Here is a 17208-nt window from a genome sequence, read left to right as displayed (position 1 = left end):
GGCCGGTGTCGTGACGTAAAAAAAACGGGATGCGTGCAGACGCATCCCGTTTTTTATTGCGTGTTGAGAACGCGCCGAATCAGCCCACCAGGCTCGCCGCGATGTTGATCGACAAGCCCAGAATCGCCGCATTGAACAGGAAGCCGATCACCGAATGCGCCAGCACGGTCTTGCGCAAGGAGCGTGTGCCGACGGCAACGTCCGAGGTCTGCACGGCGACACTGATGGTGAACGCGAAATAAAGGAAGTCCCAATAGTCCGGATTTTTCTCGCCGTCGGCAAAACGCAGCGGCGGCTCGGCGTCGTCATCCTCGGCGTAAAACAGGCGCGCATAATGCAAGGTGAAGACCGTGCCGATCAGGAACCAGGAACCCAGCACGGTGCCGCCGGTGAAAGCATAATGCAGCAGCTTCTGGCCGCGCTCCAGATGCGAAGTATCGGCAAGTTCAATGACGATGGCGGCCAGGCTGGCGATGGCGGCCACGCAGACGGTGGCCAACACCAGCTCTGCACTTTCATCCTCCTTCTCGGCGAGGCGTTTGGTGTCGTCCGCCCTGGAGCGGAACATCATCACCCAGATCGTCAGCAGGTAGCAGGCCACGCCGGCATTCCACCCCGTCAGCAGGCGCGTGATGAGATCGCCTCCGGAACACAATAAATACCCTGCCGCGCCGACCGCGACAGCGATGAGCAAACGGGGATGGACCTGGACGATATGACGAGCGACTGACATGGTGTGGGGCGGGTCGCGTGACCCGCAGCAATTGAATTGCTGCAACCTTATCATGCGCGCGGCCGGCTGCGCATGCCGCCGGTCGGATGCGCCCTATTGGATTACTTCTTCGGCGCAATGCCCTGGGCGATTTCCTGCGCTTCTTCCAGCGACCTGAAGCCGGTGATGGCAAAGCGATTGCCCGACAGCGGCGCCGACACTACCGGCGCCGTCATCACCTCGCCGTTGATCATCACCGCCATGCGCTGGCGCAGCAGCACGCGTGAAGCCATGCCCATGCGGATCGCGCCGGCCGGCGTCATCTGGATCACGATCAGGACCTGGCCGCCGAGGTCTTTCTTGGCATTGGCCAATTCCACGTCGGAATTGTCCAGCAGTACGTCCGGCGCCACGTAGACCGTGGTGCCGGGATCATCGAGCAGGTTGGCTTTTTGCCAATCCGGACTGGCGACCAGGCTGGCGGCGTGGATTTCGAAGCGTGTCCCTGATTGCGAATGGCCGGCCGCGCAGGCGACCAGGCCGATGCTCAGGATCAGCAGGGAAAGAGTACGTTTGAACGAGGTAAAAGAAGCTGTTGCCCGCATCAGAACTCATGTTCCTTGAGCGCCCGCTCGGCGCGCTGTTTGGCATTATCCAGCGCTTCCTGCATGGAGCCGAACAGGCCTGCGGGGATGTAGGTCTCGGCAATTTCCGGTTCACGTGTGAGACGTACGAAGACTTGCGCTTCGAAGACGTCGTCGTCTTTTTTGACCGCGTCGAAACGGGCGATGTGGGTGCCGCTCTGTAGGACTTGCTCTGTCATGGATACCTCCATCAATGGCGATAGAGGATTGGACAGAGGCACGCCGAACAGGTTCGGTCCAATTTTGAACCCTAAGCTGAAACTCAGGCCTGGCGCGGGAAACGGACCGTAAATACGGTCCCGCAATTGGCCTCGCCCGAGGTCAGCGTAATCTCCCCGCCATGATCCTTGGCAATATCGCGCACGATGGCCAGGCCAAGTCCGCTGCCGGCGATCTTGTCGTTGACGCGATAGAAGCGGTCGAAAATCAGTTCGCGATGTTCGGGCGCGATGCCGGGGCCGGAATCCTCCACCGTCAGCAGCGTGGCGTCTTCCTGCTCGCGGCAACTTACCGTGACGGTGCTCTGCGGCGGCGAATAGCGCACGGCATTGTCGACCAGATTGTCGATCAAGTCGCGCAGCATGAAACGGTCACCCTTCATGCGCGCCGGTTGCAAGTCGAAGCCGAGGTCGATCTGTTTCTTGTCAGCCTGTTCGATGAAGTGCTGCACCGATTCTTCCACCAGCTTGTCGAGAAGCAGGTCTTCCAGATGGGTCGGCTTGAAGCGGCTCGGTTCGGCGCGCGCCAGCGCCAGCAACTGATTGCTCTGGCGCACCATGCGCTCGACCGACGAGGTCATCAGTTCGGTGGAATGCGCGGTCTCGGGCTCGTCGGCGTGACGCTGGTGCAACCATTCCAGTTGCAGCCGCAGACCGGTCAGCGGCGTGCGGATCTGGTGCGCGACATTGGCCAGGAAATTCTGCTGCGCACTCGCGCCCTTGCGGATGTTTTCCAGCAGGCTGTTGATCGCGCCGATCACCGGCGACAGCTCTTCGGCGGTCTCCTTGAATTCGATCGGCGTGAGGTTGTCGTGATTGCGCTGGTCAAGATTCTGCCGCAATTCTCGCAGCGGACTCAGGCCCTTGTTGACCGCGATCATCACGATGGCGATCGAGAAGAACGTCAGCGCACCGTCCAGCAGCAGCAACGAAATCAGAATCACGTAATGGGTCTGGTTGCGCTTGCGGAAGGTCTCGGCGATGCCGATGTAAATCGGCGTGCGCTCGATGCTGACGTACAGCGCGGCGATGCGCACCTGTTCGCCGTTCATGACGCCGTCGTAGGTAACCGGTTCGTTGGGCGCGGTGACCTGATTGACCGGCGGAAAGTTGTGATCGCCGGCCAGGGTCTCGCCATTGGAGTCGCGCACCACGAAGTACATGGTGTCGAAATGATCCGAGCGCAGCATCTGCTCGGCCTGCTTGGTCAGCTCCAGCGAAGTCTTGCCGCGCACGCGCTTGATCTGCGAGGTCAGCGCCCAGGCGGCATCGGTGATGCTCTGGTCGAACGCATCCTGCGCCGGCAGCCATGCCAGCCAGTAAGTCAGGCCGGCGCCGATCAGGTTGACAGCGAGCAGCGGCGCGATCAGCCATTTGAGAAGATTGATTTTGATGCTGGGGCGCATGGCGATCTCAGGCCCTCAGCCGACGCGGCAGAAAAAACACATGCCGGCTTGTCCCCACGTGCTTCAGGCTTCGCTCTTTTCCAGCATGTAGCCAAACCCGCGGATGGTGCGGATGGCGACGCCTGAGCCGGCAGTCTTGGTGCGGATGCGGGAGACGTAGACTTCCACCGCGTTGAGCGTGACGTCTTCGCCCCACGGCAGCACGGCGTCGATGATCTGCTGTTTGGAGACCACGCGCGACGCTTGCTGCATCAGGTATTCCAGCACGGTCCACTCGCGCACCGAGAAGTCGACTTTCTTGCCGTCGATGGTCGCGCGCTTGGAGGAGGTATCGAGCGACAGGCCGCCGATGGTCAGTTGCGTCGGCTGCGGGCTGCTGCGGCGAATCAATGCCTTGATGCGCGCCACCAGCTCCGGCGTCGCGAACGGCTTGACCAGGTAATCGTCGGCGCCCAGCTCAAGGCCGTGCACGCGATCGGGAATGGTGTCGCGCGCCGTCAGCAACAGCACCGGCATGTTGCTGCCGCGTGCGCGCAAGCGGCGCACCACTTCAAAACCGTCGAGGCCGGGCAAGCCGATGTCGAGCACCAGCACGGTCGCGGTATAACGCTGCAGCAGCGCGTCGGCGTCGGTGCCGTTGTTGACCGTGTTGACACTCAGACCATGCGACTTGAGCATGCGCGACAAGCCGTCGGCCAGCACCAGATCGTCTTCCACCAGCAGAACGTTCATATTTCGGGACCAGATGAGAAATTCGAGTTGCGCCGGAGAAATTCACAACGCATCGGGCAGCGCAAGTCAGACCAATTCACGCTGCAAGGAACGTATTGTAGCGCCGGCAACACCGCAGGACAGGGACTTTGAGCGCGATCATCGTTTTATTTTAGCCACAGTCAGTATTGCGTCAGCATATCGTCAGCACGTCGACAGCACACCGCTTTAGTCTAGCGCACACGCAATTGGAACGAGAATCAAAATCAATTCCACACTGCCTTCAGCCAGCCAGACGGCCTTCGCCTTCATCGCCAGCCAATCTTCATATGAACCAACCAGACAGAAAACGCCAAAAATGAACCGTCTTACGCCGATCGCCGCTGCACTTGTCGCCGTGTTTGCCGCGCCAGTTGCCGTGCATGCGCAACAAACTTCCGCCCCCGCTTCTTCTACGGCGCCGTCCTCCTCGCTCAAGGAAGTCGTCGTCGAAGGCAAGCGTGATGATTTCAACACCGGGACGACCGCGCTGACCAAATTGCCGGCCGATCTGCACGACGTGCCGCAATCGGTGGTGGTGGTCAACAAGGCTCTGCTGCAATCGCAAGGCGCGGCATCGCTGTCGGATGCGCTGCGCAATGTCGCCGGCATCACGCTGGGCGGTGCAGAAGGTGGTCAGATCGGCAACAACATCAACCTGAACGGCTTCTCGGCGCGTACCGATATTTACCTGGACGGCTTCCGCGACCGCGGCCAGTACTTCCGCGATACCTTCGCGATGGAAGAGATTGAAGTCCTGATGGGACCGTCGTCCATGCTGTTCGGCCGCGGTTCAACCGGCGGCATCATCAACCAGGTCACCAAGAAGGCCAACCTGAAGCAATCGACCGAGGTCTCCGCTTCGGTGACCACCAACGGCCTGGTGCGCACCACTGCCGATTACAATCATCCGCTGTCGGATACTTCCGCCGTACGCGTTTCCGTGATGGCCCAGGATGGCGCAGCCACCACGCGCAACCAGACCAACGTGCAGGACTTCGGCCTGGCCGCCTCCTATGTGACCGGCATCGGCACCGCGACGGAAATCACCCTGTCGACGCTGATCCAGCACAACCACGATCAACCCGATTACGGTCTGCCGGCGCTGAACGGCCGTCCGGTCAATGTCGACCGCGACACTGCCTACGGCCTCAACTCCGACCGCACGGACCAGGACGTGGTCTCGCTGAACGCCGGCATCAAGCACAAGATCACGCCGGACGTGACGCTGCGCAACCAGACTCAATTCAACTACGTGCGCACCAACGCCGTGGAAACTGCACCGCAAGGCATCGGCACCGTCGGCGCAGGCGGCTACACCGCAGTGACCGGCGGCGCCAGCACATTGCCGCTGTCCAGCTTGTTCGTCCAAGCACAGAGCCACGATCGCACGATTCGCGATTACTCGATCTTTAACCAGACCGAGCTGTCTGCCAAAGGCTCGTTCCTGGGCTTCAAGCATGATGCGCTGGTCGGTCTGGAAGTGGGTCATGACGGTTACGACGTGCAAAACTACTATCGCAACGGCACTTGTAACGGTGTCGCGTTGACCGGCGCAGCGACGCCGACTTCGGGTTACGCCGACTGTATTCCGCTGGTCAATCCGACCTACAGCGCCGCCGGCACCGGCGTCACCAGTAGCATCGGCAACCATCAGGGCGGCAGCTCCAACACCATCGCCACCTATGTCGGCGACACACTGGAACTGACCCCGCAAGTCAAGCTGGTGGGCGGCTTGCGCTATGACAAGTTCGTCGCGCAGATCAGCAACTCGCTCAACTCCGGCAACATGCCCGCGGCAGCGAAGAACACCGCCCTCGCCTATGCCAATCAGAGCGTCAACTTCCTGAGCGTACGCGCCGGCGCCATCTGGCAACCGACCGCAGCGCAGTCGTATTACCTGTCCTACGGCACCTCGTTCAATCCTTCGCTGGAACAGTTGACCGGCACCGTCGGCCAGACCAATCTCGATCCGGAAAAGAACCGTTCGTACGAAGTGGGCGGCAAGTGGGACTGGGCGGAAAGCCTGTCCTTGAATGCGGCGGTATTCCAGATCGACAAACAGAATGCCCGCAGCCTGGTCTCGACCGGCGTCTACGAACTGTCCGGCAACGTGCGCGTCAAGGGCGCCCGCGCCGGCGCCACCGGCCGCATCAACAAGCAATGGCAGATCGCCACCGCCTACACCTACCTGGACGCCAAGGTCATGAGCGGCGCAGCCGGCGACACCGCCGTCGGCAAGGTGCCGAGCAACACGCCCAAGCATACGCTGACGGCCTGGAGCACCTATGACGTGGCTCCGCACTGGCAACTCGGCGGCGGCGCAACCTACATGTCGCAACGCTACGTCACACCGACCAACAACGTGCAGGTCGGCGGTTACACACGCTGGGATGCGACGCTGGCTTATCTGCAACCGAAATACGATATTCGTCTGAACCTCTTCAATCTGACGAACAAAATGTATTACGATGCACTGATCCAGTCCGACGGCGGACGCTCGGTGCCAGGCACTGGTCGCACCGGCATGATCTCCGTCAACTATCGTATGTAATCTGAAGTAAATGAAAGAGATCCACCCATGCTGATCGCCATTCCCAAGCTGCTCGACGCGCAACAACTCAATGCTGTACGTCAGCTGCTGGAACAGGCCGGTCCGGCATGGGTGGATGGTCGTGCGACCGCCGGCTATCAAGGCGCGCCGGTCAAATTCAACCAGCAGATCGACGAACGTTCGGAAGTCGCTGCGCAATGCCAGCACATCATCCTGTCGGCCTTGGAACGCAACCCGCGCTTCATCAGCGCCGCCTTGCCGAATACGGTCTATCCGCCGATGTTCAACCGCTACAGCGAAGGCATGACCTTTGGCGCGCATGTGGACGGCAGCGTGCGGATCGATCCGCATACTGGACGCAAACTGCGCACCGATATTTCCGCGACCCTATTCCTGTCCGATCCGTCGACTTACGACGGCGGTGAATTGCAGATCCACGATACCTACGGCGTGCATTCCGCCAAGCTGGAAGCCGGCGACGTGCTGGTCTACCCCGCCACCAGCCTGCATCAGGTGACGCCGGTGACGCGCGGCGTACGCACGGCGTGTTTTTTCTGGGTGCAAAGCCTGGTGCGCGACGACGGCCAGCGCAGCATGCTGTTTGACATGGACAATGCCATTCAGACACTCAACCAGACCGGCGCCGACGAAGTTGCGCGGCGCACGCTGGTCGGCTGTTATCACAATATCTTGCGCCAGTGGAGCGATACATAAAGTACTTCAGAATCAATTGAAGTAACGCGCATCCATCCGGCGAAAAACCAGCGCCGACAACAAGGTCACCATGCCGACGCAGACGAAGGTCAGCGTAAAGCTCCAGTCCCTCGCCCACGCCACGCCGTCGAGCCCGCTCAGCATCGAGCCGGCAATCGTCACACCCAAACCCAGCGCCAGCATCTGCACCATCGAGAACAGGCTGTTGCCGCTGCCTGCATCCTTGCTGTTGAGGCCCTTGAGCGTGACGCTGTTCATCGCCGCGAACTGCATCGAGTTGCACACGCCGAAGACCGCCAGCTGCACGATGCCGACCCAGATCGGCCAGGCCGGCGTGATCAGCGCAAATGAAACAATCGCGGCGCCGACCATGATCGTATTCACCAGCAGGAAATTTTCATAACCGTAGCGACGCACCAGCGGCGCGATCCACGGCTTGGCAATGGTGCCGGCCACCGCCGCGGGCAGCAGCACCAGCCCGGCATGCAAGGGCGAAAATCCGAGCTTGACCTGCAACAACAACGGCAGCAGGAACGGCACCGCCGACGAGCCGATGCGGCAGATCAGGTTACCGATCAGGCCGACGCTGAAATTGGGTTCATTGAACAGTCCGAGTCGGAACAGCGGCTGCTCGTCGCGCCGCGCGTGGGCGACATACCACCACACCGTCAGCACCGAAATACCCAACAAGCCTGCGCTCCACCACCCGCGATGCTCGTCCATCGGCACATCCAGCGCCAGCGAAAACGTCACCATGCAGGTCGACAGCAAGGCGCAGCCGAGCATGTCGAAACGCGGCGGCGAAACGATTTCTTCGGCGGGCAGGAAACGATGCACGGCGAACATGCCGACCACGCCGACCGGCACGTTGATCAGGAAAATCCAGTGCCAGCCGATGGTCTGCGACAGCCAGCCGCCGGTCACCGGCCCGACCACCGGCCCGAGCTGCCCGGCAATCGAAATGAAGGCCAGTGCTGAAATGTATTGCGCTCCCGGCACGCTGCGCAGCACCGCGAGGCGGCCGATCGGCAGCAGCATGGAGCCGCCCACGCCCTGCACCACGCGCGCCAGCAGCAACTGCGACAGCGAATGTGCATTGGCGCACAGCAGCGAGCCGAGCACAAAGATCAGAATTGCGAGGAAGTAGACGCGGCGTGTGCCGAAGCGGTCAGCCAGCCAACCGGATGCCGGCGTCAGCGAAGCCATCGCCAGCGTATAGGACACCACCACCGGGTGCATCGCCAGTACCGGTTCGCCGAGGCTGGCGGCCATGGAAGGCAAGGCGGTGTTGACGATAGTGGTATCCAGCGTCTGCATGAAAAAGCCCGATGCGACGATCCACAACAGGGCTTTTTGGGAACGGGAGGAAGTGAGGGACATAGGCTGTGATTCTATCGTCCCTCGGATAACAGCAACAAGATCAGAATGCCGCCGGACGCCATTTCAGCAGACGTTTTTCCAGCGACGTCAGCAGGTAATCCGCCAGCAAGGCCACCACCGCCAGCACGATCATCGCCGCAAACACGCCGCTGGCGTTGAATGCGCCCTGGGCTGTCGAGATCAGCAGGCCGATGCCCTGCTTGGAGCCGAGGAACTCGCCCACCACGGCGCCGACCAGCGCGAAGCCGAAGCTCACGTGCAAGCTCGCCAGGATCCAGCTCAATGCCGATGGAATCACCACCGACATCGTCACCTGACGACGCGAGGCGCCGAGGATTTGCGCATTGGCGATCATGTAGCGATCGGCTTCACGCACGCCCTGGAAGGCGTTGCCGAATACCACGAAGAACACCATCACCACCGCCAGCGCCACCTTGGACGCCATGCCCAGGCCCAGCGCGATGACGAAGATGGAACCCAGTACCACACGCGGAATCGAGTTGGCGATCTGGATGTACAGGCTGAACACGTCCGACATCAGCTTGTTGCGGCCGAGCGCGATGCCGGCAATGATGCCCGCGACGGAACCGATCAGGAAGCCCAGCACGGTTTCTTCCAGCGTGACCATGACCTGCACCCACAACGGGCCTTGCGAGGTGCCTTCCATGATCCAGTCATAGATCTGGATCACGATCAGCGACGGCTGCGAGAAGAAGAAAGGATCGATCCATTGCATCGTGGCGGACAATTCCCAGCCGCCGAGGATGATGACCAGAATCGCCAGGCGCAGTGAAATCACCAGCCAGTAGCGTTGTTTGATCTTGCGTTGCGCTTCGCGTTCGACTTCGGCGATCGCTTCCGGGCTCATGGCGCGGCTTGTATTTACTTGTGTCATGTTGCTCACCTGTCTTGTCGTTGGTGTGGTGTAAGGAGCAGAAGCTGTTTCTGTGGAAAACGTCTATTTGATTTGGACCTCTTCGCGCAGATCGGACCAGATCTTGCGTGAGATATCGATGAAGCGTTGCTCGTAGCGCACTTCTTCCATCACGCGCGGACGCGGCAGGTCGATCTGGTAGGTGCTCTTCAAGGTCGCCGGACGCGCGGTCAGCACATACACCTTGTCGGCCAGCGCGATCGCTTCTTCCAGGTCATGGGTGACGAACACCACCGAGCCGGAATGCGCCGACCACAATTGCAGCAGCTCGTCCTGCATCAGCGTGCGGGTCTGCATGTCGAGCGCGCTGAACGGCTCGTCCATCAGCAGGATTTCCGGGCTGTTGATAAAGGTCTGCGCCAGCGCCACGCGCTTGCGCATGCCGCCCGACAATTGATGCGGATAGTGGTCGCCGAACTTGTCGAGGCCGACGCGGCGGATCCATTCATTGGCCAGTTCATAGGCCTGGTCCTTCGGCTTGCCGCGGAACAGCGGGCCGGCGGCGACGTTGTCGCGTACGCTGCGCCAAGGAAACACGGCGTCGTTCTGGAACACGAAACCGATGCGCGGGTCGATGCCGTTGACCGGCTCGCCCATCACGCGCACTTCACCGATGGTCGGTTTCAGCAGGCCGGTGATCAGGCTCAGCGTAGTCGACTTGCCGCAGCCGGTAGGCCCCACCACGGCGACGAACTCGCCGCGCGCGACGCTCATGGAAAAATCGCGCAAGGCGACAGTGACGTTGCCGTCGGCGGTGATGAAGCGGCATGACACGTTGTCCAGCTCGATGGCCGGCGTGTCGAGCTTGTTGGCCGTTTTTGCAGAAGCGGTGGCGGTTTGATTCATGGAGACTCTCTCGTCTGTTTTTTGGATTGCTGGCCGCGAAGCGTCCCGCCGAGGGCATTCCGGAGAACGCCCGCGTCAGGTGTCTGCTGTTCGCGCTTGAGTGAAACTGGCCGGCCCGGCCGATGAAGCGGGCAAGCCGTGGAGCCGTCTTACTTGACCTGGTTCACGAACTCATTGGTGTAAGTCTTGGACAAGTCGATGTGTTTGCCCTTGACGTTCGGATTGAAACCGGCCAGCACCGACAGCACGGTTTCAGGACCGCCGACCGGCATCTTGCCGTCGGCCGAATACATCGGCAGCGAGTTTTCCAACGCCTGGATGTACAGCGGCTTGTTGTTGCCGTAGTAGTCCTTCGGCATCTTGTCGGCGATCTCGGCGGCGCTGTGGGTCTTGATGAACTTGAGCGTCTTCACGAAGGCGCGCGCCAGCTTGGCGGCGTCATCCTTGTGGCCGTTCAGCCAGTTGCGCTGCACGTACAGGCTCGATGCCGGATACAGGCCTCCCAGCGCCTTCACGGTGCCTTCCACCGAGCGCATGTCGACCAGCACCTTGGCTTCGCCGGTCTTGAGCATCTGCGAGACGGTCGGCTCGGTGGTCATGCCGGCGTCGATGCGGCCCTGCTTCATGGCGGCGATGAAGGTGTTGTCGGCGCCGACCGGCAGCACCGAGTATTCCTTGGAGCTGATGTTGTAGCGCGACGCCAGGTATTGCGTCAGGAAGTTGGTCGACGAGCCGAGACCGGTCACGCCCAGCGTCTTGCCCTTGACGTCGCCCATGTTCTTGATCGTGGCGGAAGCCTTGGTCGAGACCAGTTCCACTTCACCCGGCACCTGGCCGAAGATCACGATGGCGGTGATTTCCTTGCCCTTGCTTTGCAGGTCGATGGAGTGGTCGTAGAAACCAACCACTGCCTGCACCGCGCCTGCCAGCAATTCATTCTCGGCATCGACGCCGGCCGGTTGCGATTGCAGCTCGACCTCCAGGCCTTCTTCCTTGAAGTAGCCCAGTTGCTCGGCCAGCTTGGCCGGCAGGTAAACCATCTTGGTGATGCCGCCGACCATGATGGTGATCTTGCCTGCAGCAGATGCCGTGCCCGGCAGGGCCATCATGGTGGCGCCGGCAACAGCCAGCGAAATCAGCGTGCGACGGATATTCTTGTTCATGGAGTCTCCTGAAGGTTGTAGTTGTGAAGTGCTTATTTCACCTGATTGACGAATTCGTTGGTGTAGGTCTTGGACAAGTCGATTTTCTTGCCCTTGATGTTGGGGTTGAACCCTGCCATCACCTTGAGCACCACTTCCGGACCTTCGGCCGGCATCTTGCCGTCCGGCGAATACATCGGCAGCGAGGCCTTCAATGCCTGCACGTACAGCGCCTTGTTGCCGCCGTAATAATCGGCCGGCATCTTGGCCGCGATTTCTTCCGCGCTGTGGCTCTGGATGTATTGCAGTGTACGGACAAACGCGCGCGCCAGCTTGGCTGCTTCAGGCTTGTGCGTCTTGAGCCAGGCGGCCTGCACGTACACGGCCGAAGCCGGATACAGGCCACCCAGTGCGGCGCGCGTGCCGGCGGCGCTGTTCATGTCGACCAGCACCTTGGCTTCGCCGCTGGCCAGCAGCATCGAGGTGGTCGGTTCAGTAGTCCACACCACGTCCACGCGCTTTTGCTTGAGCGCGGCGATCAGCGTATTGCCGGCGCCGACCGGCAGCATCGAATAATCGCTGGTCTTGAGGCCGTTGCGGCTGGCCAGGTATTGCGCCAGGAAACTGGAGGACGAACCAAGACCGGTCACCCCCAGCGTGCGGCCCTTGAGGTCGGCCATGCTGCGCACTTGCGTCGCCAGGTCGCTGCGCACCATCTCCATGCCGCCCGGCACCACCAGCAGTTGGGTGATCGACAGGACTTCCTTGCCCTTGCTTTGCAGGTCGATGGAATGATCGTAATAGCCGACCACAGCCTGGACGGCGCCGGCCAGCAGTTCATTCTCGGCATCCACGCCGGCCTGCTGCGATTGCAGCTCGACGTCGAGGCCTTCATCCTTGAAATAACCGAGGTTTTCCGCCAGCTTGGGCGGCAGGTAGATCAGCTTGTTGATGCCGCCGACCATGATGGTGATCTTGTTGTCCGCAGCCTGGGCTGCAGGAGCCAAGGCCGCGCCGATCAGCGCGGTGGAAAATAACGTACCGATGACATAAGCACACACTTTGAAGCGTTGACGCATTATGATGCCTCCTGAATGAGATGGAAGACTGCCGGCAAGGGATGCAAGCAGTTCGCTCAAGTTCTTATGTGAACTCATTTCACCAATAGGCGTGAGATGCGTTCTTCCCAGAAAGGGCGCTGGCAAGGCGTGCGACGCGTCGCGTGGCGGTGCCACGCGCAAGGAGCGCAACGCAGCCAGCGCCCTTTCTGGGAAGAACCCGGAGGGAGCGGCCTGTTTGGGCGGATTGCTGCGTTACGACTTATGGTCAAGACGCCCAGTCTTGACCATAAGTCGCGCCTTGCACTCCATCCCAAACAGGACACGCTCGCACTCACGCCTATTGGTGAAATGAGTTCTAATAGTGGTCGCTATTCTAAGAACCGGAAACCTTCATCCAGCTTTCCAAATCCGGTGTTTCTTCTGTGCACCGCAACAAAAATATGGGCCTTTTGCATGAAATTGCTGCTGATCGAAGACAACCCGCCACTGGCGCATTGGCTCACGCAGATCCTCAGGGAGAACAAATTCAGCGTCGACGTCGCCAGTGACGGAGAGATGGCCGATCACGTCCTGCATACGGAAAACTACGACGTCGTGCTGCTCGACCTGATGCTGCCCAAGATGCACGGCAAGAACGTGCTGCGCCGCCTGCGCGAGCGCCACAATGCGGTGCCGGTGATGATCCTGACCGCCAGCGGCTCCATCGACGAGAAGGTCGAATGCCTCGGCGCAGGCGCCGACGACTACCTCGTCAAACCCTTTGAAGTGCGCGAACTGGTTGCCCGCATCAAGGTGCTGATCCGCCGCCAGACACCCGACAAGGCCGCCGAAATCCATTGCGGCGATCTCAGTTATGACAGCAACACGCGCCAGTTCGCCATCGCCGGCAAAACGCTGGCGCTGCCCGCACGTGAACACGATGTGCTCGAAATCCTCATGCTCAAGCAGGGCAAGACGGTGTCCAAGAATGCGCTGGTGAACGGCATCTTCAGTTTGTCCGACGAGCCCAGCGCCGACGCCATCGAAATCTACATCTCGCGCCTGCGCAAGAAACTGGAACCGTCGCAAGCCGCCATCATGACGCTGCGCGGCCTGGGCTATCTGCTGAAACAAAAAGATGATAGTTAGCGATGATCGTTAGCCTGCGCCTGCGGCTGCTGCTGTGGCTGCTGATTCCGCTTACCGTCTATGTCGGCGTCAGCGCCAGCTTCACGCACGACAGCGCGGTCACGAGCGCCGACCTGGTGCAGGACCGCGCGCTGCTGGCCTCGGCGCGCATGATGGCCGGCCAGGTCACGTGGGAAGACGGCGCACCGGTGGTCAACATCCCGCCGGCCGCGCTGGAAATGTTCGCCTCGCCCGATCACGACGAAGTCTATTACCAGGTGCTGATGGACGACAACACGCTGCTGGCCGGGCGTCCCGACTTCCCGGTCGACGTCGACTTTTCGCTGATCGCACCGGCTTACGCCACCACCTATTTCAACAACCAGCCGCTACGCGTGGTCAGCTACGTACGCGCGCTGTACGACAACGGCACGCTGCGCATGGTCGCGGTGTCGGTGGGCCAGACCATGCGCGGCCATGCACAACTGCTCGATGAATTGTGGCGCCCCGCCCTGCACCGCCAGATCATCATGCTGCTGCTGGCGATCGCGCTGGTGGTGGTCGGCCTGACGATGGAGCTGCGCCCCATCCTGCGCGTCAAGGATGAACTCGCCACGCGCGAACCCAACTCGCTCACGCCTCTGCGCGCCGGCGAGCTGCAGGTGGAACTGCGTCCCATCGTGGTCGCCATCAACCAGTATATCCAGCGCCTCAATACCCAGGTCGCGGTGCAGAAGCGTTTCATCGCTGACGCCGCGCACCAGTTGCGCACGCCGCTGACGCTGATCGATTCGCAGATCCAGTTTGCCCGCCAGCTCAACGATCCACAGCGCCTGCCGCAAGTCTTGCAGGCCTTGCAGGACAGCAGCCGCAACATGACCGACCTGACCAACAAGCTGTTGCAACTGTCGCAGGCGGAAGCATCGAACAGCACTGCGTTCCCGCGCCAGCCGATCGAGCTGGTGGGACTGGCGGCGACCGTGCTGGAAGAAGTGGTCAGTCTGGCGCAGCGCAAGCACATCGACCTCGGCATGGAAACCGCCGTCGACGAAGCCTGGGCCATGGGCAGCCAGGCGCTGTTCTCGGGCATGCTAATGAACCTGATCGACAACGCGCTGCGCTACACCCCGGAACACGGTAAGGTCACCGTCGGCGTGGCGCTGGAAGACAACAAGGAAGTGGTGATCACCGTGGCCGACAACGGACCGGGCATTCCCGCCGAAGTGCGCGAACGCGTGTTCGAACGCTTCTACCGGAACGCCGCGCCGGACCAGCACGGTGCCGGCCTGGGCATGGCGATCGTGAAGGAAATCGTGCAGGCGGCGCAGGGGACGATTACGCTGGGGACGGACAGGGATGGCAAGGGGTTGACCGTGACAGTCAGACTGCCGGCTTGGAAGGCGCCGTCGCCGAAATGAAAAAAGCCAGCGCGAACGCTGGCTTTTTTTGAATTCTGGTGGAAAGTCGCAGTTTCGAACTGCGGACCCCTGCAGTGTGAATGCAGTGCTCTACCCCTGAGCTAACCTTCCATTTTGCTATCGCCACCGACCGCAAGGGTTGGTGTGAAGCGGCCCGAATTATGACACAAAATTGACGGCACGGGCAAGCTGCTTGTTATTTCTTCCCGTTTCCCGCCATTTCCCTCAAACAATTTACGCCGGCGGCGCTTCCGCCTCGGGTTCCTTGCGCCATACGCACGTGCCGCGCACTTCCTTGTCGAGCGTGTTCAGGAGGGTTTCATGCAGGCCCAGTTCGGCTTCGCTGGCGGCGACCACGATGACGTCGGCCAGCGGCGCCAGTTCGAGCTTGACGGCGCCGTCTTCATCGTCGCCGCCGGCGGCCAGGTCCATGGTCAGGCTGTTCTGGCCGCGCGTCATGGCCAGGTACACCTCGGCCAGCAGGGCGGCATCGAGCAGGCCGCCGTGCAAGGTGCGGTGGGCGTTGGAGATGCCGTAGCGGTCGCACAGCGCGTCGAGCGAGTTGCGGCGGCCGGGATGCTGCTCCTTGGCCATTTGCAGCGAATCGATGACGTTGTCGACGTGCTCCTTGAACGGCGGCAGGCCGAGCAGCTTGAACTCGGCGTCGAGGAAGCCGACGTCGAAGGGCGCATTGTGGATGATGATCTCCGCGTCGCGCACGTAGTCGCGGAACTCGTCGACGATGGCTGCGAACTTGGGCTTGTCGCTGAGGAACTCGGTGGTCAGTCCGTGCACCGCCAGCGCGCCTTCTTCGGAGTCGCGCTCGGGGTTGATGTAGAAGTGCAGGTTGTTGCCGGTCAACTGGCGGTTGAGCAGTTCAACACAGCCGATTTCAATGATGCGGTCGCCGGTGCGGGGATTCAGGCCGGTGGTTTCTGTGTCGAGGACGATTTGTCGCATGAGGATTCCGTTAGCTGGTGCTGAGCCTGCGCTCAGAGGACGGTTTCAACGCCGCGGTTGGCGAGCTGGTCGGCGCGCTCGTTGCCGGGATGGCCGGCGTGGCCCTTGACCCAGCGCCATTCGATCTTGTGCTGCGCCTGGGCGGCGTCGAGCGCCTGCCACAGGTCGACGTTCTTGACCGGTTCACGCGCCGCGGTTTTCCAGCCACGCGCCTTCCAGCCGTGGATCCATTCGCTGATGCCTTTTTGCACGTACTGGCTGTCGGTGTAGACGGTGACGTCGCAGCGGCGGGTCAGTGCGCCGAGCGCTTCGATCACGGCCTTGAGTTCCATGCGGTTGTTGGTGGTGTTGCGTTCGCCGCCGCACAATTCCTTCTCGCGGCCGCCCGCGATCAGCAGTGCGCCCCAGCCGCCGGTGCCGGGATTGCCCTTGCAGGCGCCGTCGGCGTAAATCTCTACACGTTCCAACTCGTCTTTGTTCATGCTTGCGTCTGTCATTTCCTGATTACTTTGTTCGTTGATGTTGATCGTTGAGGATGCCCCCGCTTTTTTGCGGGAAGGCGGCATTCTATTCCTTATGGATGCGATTGGTCGCGGGCATGCCCTTGGGCACCTTGACCTTTTGCTTGCTCCAGGCCGGGCCGATCAGGCGCATGCCCTTGACACGCTTGATCGCCTGCACGATGTAGACCGCGCCGAAATACGGCCACCAGCGGTCGCCGGCTTTTTCCATGAAGTCGAAACGGTCCAGCCATTTGTCGGTGGCGCACGGCGGCGCATAGCAGCCGAAATGGCCGCGATTGACTTCCATGTTGAGCAGCTTGAGCCAGTCCTTCAGGCGCGGCAGGCGGATGAATTCGCCGTCCTGCGGCAGGAAGTGCGCGCCGGTCAGCCGGCCTGCGGCCTGGCGTGCTCCCCACAGGCTGGTCGGATTGAAACCGCAGATGATGACCTGGCCTTCGGGGATCAGCACGCGCTCGACTTCGCGCAGCACCTGGTGCGGCTCGGCGCTGAACTCCAGCACGTGCGGCAGCACCACCAGGTCGAGGCTTTGCGTGGCGAACGGCAGTTCGGAAAAATCATGTGCGACCACCAGCGGAATTTCGCGGCCCTCTTGCAAGCCGGCCGACGCCTCGATCGGCAGGCAATTGTCGGTGAGCCAGCGGTAAGGCATGCGATTAGCCTGCAGCGCGTTGATCTGCGGCATGCCGATCTGCACGGCGTTGAATCCGAAGATGTCGGCCGTGAGTGCGTCCAGGTGCTTCTGCTCCCAGGCGCGGACGTAGTTGCCCATCGGCGTATGCAGCCAGTCGTCGAGGGCTATAATGGCTTTTCCCGAATCCGTATCGACTTCCGCCATCAC

The 17208-nt window shown here is 61.3% G+C and carries 17 protein-coding genes and 1 tRNA gene; 4 read left to right on the top strand and 14 right to left on the bottom strand.

Going from position 1 to position 17208, the window contains the following annotated elements; all coding sequences use genetic code 11:
* Positions 1 to 79: 79 nt before the first annotated feature.
* The 5 genes from ACIROW_RS13670 to ACIROW_RS13650 form a co-directional block, all read right to left on the bottom strand.
* A complete protein-coding gene (locus ACIROW_RS13670; protein WP_402276377.1) occupies positions 80 to 733 on the bottom strand; it encodes a DUF1345 domain-containing protein in 654 nt (217 codons plus the stop codon).
* A 101-nt stretch (positions 734 to 834) separates the two neighbouring features.
* Positions 835 to 1317 (bottom strand): SecDF P1 head subdomain-containing protein, encoded by a 483-nt coding sequence (locus ACIROW_RS13665; RefSeq protein WP_402276375.1) that lies wholly within the window; start codon positions 1315 to 1317, stop codon positions 835 to 837.
* Positions 1317 to 1535, bottom strand: a complete 219-nt coding sequence (locus ACIROW_RS13660) for a hypothetical protein (RefSeq protein ID WP_402276373.1) — start codon at positions 1533 to 1535, stop codon at positions 1317 to 1319. The genes ACIROW_RS13665 and ACIROW_RS13660 overlap by 1 nt, the downstream gene beginning before the upstream one ends.
* An 83-nt stretch (positions 1536 to 1618) precedes the next feature.
* Positions 1619 to 2980, bottom strand: coding sequence for a sensor histidine kinase (locus tag ACIROW_RS13655; protein WP_402276370.1), 1362 nt, complete (start codon positions 2978 to 2980; stop codon positions 1619 to 1621).
* A 63-nt stretch (positions 2981 to 3043) separates the two neighbouring features.
* Positions 3044 to 3712: a response regulator transcription factor gene (locus ACIROW_RS13650; RefSeq protein ID WP_016833287.1), complete on the bottom strand. Its 669-nt coding sequence runs from the start codon at positions 3710 to 3712 to the stop codon at positions 3044 to 3046.
* A gap of 337 nt (positions 3713 to 4049) precedes the next feature.
* On the opposite strand from ACIROW_RS13650, the gene ACIROW_RS13645 reads away from it, so the two are divergent.
* Both ACIROW_RS13645 and ACIROW_RS13640 read left to right on the top strand, forming a co-directional pair.
* The gene (locus ACIROW_RS13645; protein ID WP_402276367.1) at positions 4050 to 6284 is read left to right on the top strand and encodes a TonB-dependent receptor; all 2235 of its coding nucleotides are present in this window, start codon (positions 4050 to 4052) and stop codon (positions 6282 to 6284) included.
* 27 nt (positions 6285 to 6311) lie between these two features.
* Entirely contained in the window at positions 6312 to 6998 is a 687-nt protein-coding gene (locus tag ACIROW_RS13640) for a Fe2+-dependent dioxygenase (RefSeq protein WP_402276365.1), read from the top strand.
* A gap of 12 nt (positions 6999 to 7010) precedes the next feature.
* On the opposite strand, the gene mdtD is transcribed toward ACIROW_RS13640, so the two are convergent.
* From mdtD to ACIROW_RS13615, 5 genes are all read right to left on the bottom strand, one after another.
* Positions 7011 to 8378, bottom strand: a complete 1368-nt coding sequence (gene mdtD, locus ACIROW_RS13635; protein WP_402276363.1) for a multidrug transporter subunit MdtD — start codon at positions 8376 to 8378, stop codon at positions 7011 to 7013.
* Positions 8379 to 8418: 40 nt separating this feature from the next.
* Complete coding sequence (locus ACIROW_RS13630) at positions 8419 to 9273, bottom strand: ABC transporter permease (protein WP_402276361.1); 855 nt, start codon at positions 9271 to 9273, stop codon at positions 8419 to 8421.
* Positions 9274 to 9336: 63 nt separating this feature from the next.
* Positions 9337 to 10158: an ABC transporter ATP-binding protein gene (locus tag ACIROW_RS13625; RefSeq protein WP_016833282.1), complete on the bottom strand. Its 822-nt coding sequence runs from the start codon at positions 10156 to 10158 to the stop codon at positions 9337 to 9339.
* 149 nt (positions 10159 to 10307) lie between these two features.
* A complete protein-coding gene (locus ACIROW_RS13620) occupies positions 10308 to 11321 on the bottom strand; it encodes an ABC transporter substrate-binding protein (RefSeq protein WP_402276359.1) in 1014 nt (337 codons plus the stop codon).
* A 32-nt stretch (positions 11322 to 11353) separates the two neighbouring features.
* Complete coding sequence (locus ACIROW_RS13615; protein ID WP_402276356.1) at positions 11354 to 12379, bottom strand: ABC transporter substrate-binding protein; 1026 nt, start codon at positions 12377 to 12379, stop codon at positions 11354 to 11356.
* Between the two features lie 435 nt (positions 12380 to 12814).
* Between ACIROW_RS13615 and ACIROW_RS13610 the strand changes: the two genes are divergently transcribed.
* Positions 12815 to 13489, top strand: coding sequence for a response regulator (locus tag ACIROW_RS13610; RefSeq protein WP_116435133.1), 675 nt, complete (start codon positions 12815 to 12817; stop codon positions 13487 to 13489).
* Positions 13490 to 13491: 2 nt separating this feature from the next.
* Entirely contained in the window at positions 13492 to 14886 is a 1395-nt protein-coding gene (locus ACIROW_RS13605) for a sensor histidine kinase N-terminal domain-containing protein (protein ID WP_402276352.1), read from the top strand.
* A gap of 36 nt (positions 14887 to 14922) precedes the next feature.
* Here the strand turns inward: ACIROW_RS13605 and ACIROW_RS13600 are convergent.
* From ACIROW_RS13600 to ACIROW_RS13585, 4 genes are all read right to left on the bottom strand, one after another.
* Positions 14923 to 14997, bottom strand: a tRNA-Val gene (locus tag ACIROW_RS13600).
* A 123-nt stretch (positions 14998 to 15120) separates the two neighbouring features.
* The gene (gene dnaQ / locus ACIROW_RS13595; RefSeq protein WP_402276350.1) at positions 15121 to 15846 is read right to left on the bottom strand and encodes a DNA polymerase III subunit epsilon; all 726 of its coding nucleotides are present in this window, start codon (positions 15844 to 15846) and stop codon (positions 15121 to 15123) included.
* Positions 15847 to 15878: 32 nt separating this feature from the next.
* Positions 15879 to 16328, bottom strand: coding sequence for a ribonuclease HI (gene rnhA, locus ACIROW_RS13590; RefSeq protein ID WP_402276348.1), 450 nt, complete (start codon positions 16326 to 16328; stop codon positions 15879 to 15881).
* Between the two features lie 85 nt (positions 16329 to 16413).
* Entirely contained in the window at positions 16414 to 17205 is a 792-nt protein-coding gene (locus ACIROW_RS13585; protein ID WP_402276993.1) for a class I SAM-dependent methyltransferase, read from the bottom strand.
* Between the last annotated feature and the right edge of the window lie 3 nt (positions 17206 to 17208).

Source organism: Herbaspirillum sp. NPDC101397, from assembly GCF_044767325.1.
GTDB lineage: Bacteria > Pseudomonadota > Gammaproteobacteria > Burkholderiales > Burkholderiaceae_D > Herbaspirillum.
The sequence above is the reverse complement of the archived record's forward strand: the minus strand, read 5'-3'. Positions and strand labels throughout refer to the sequence as shown.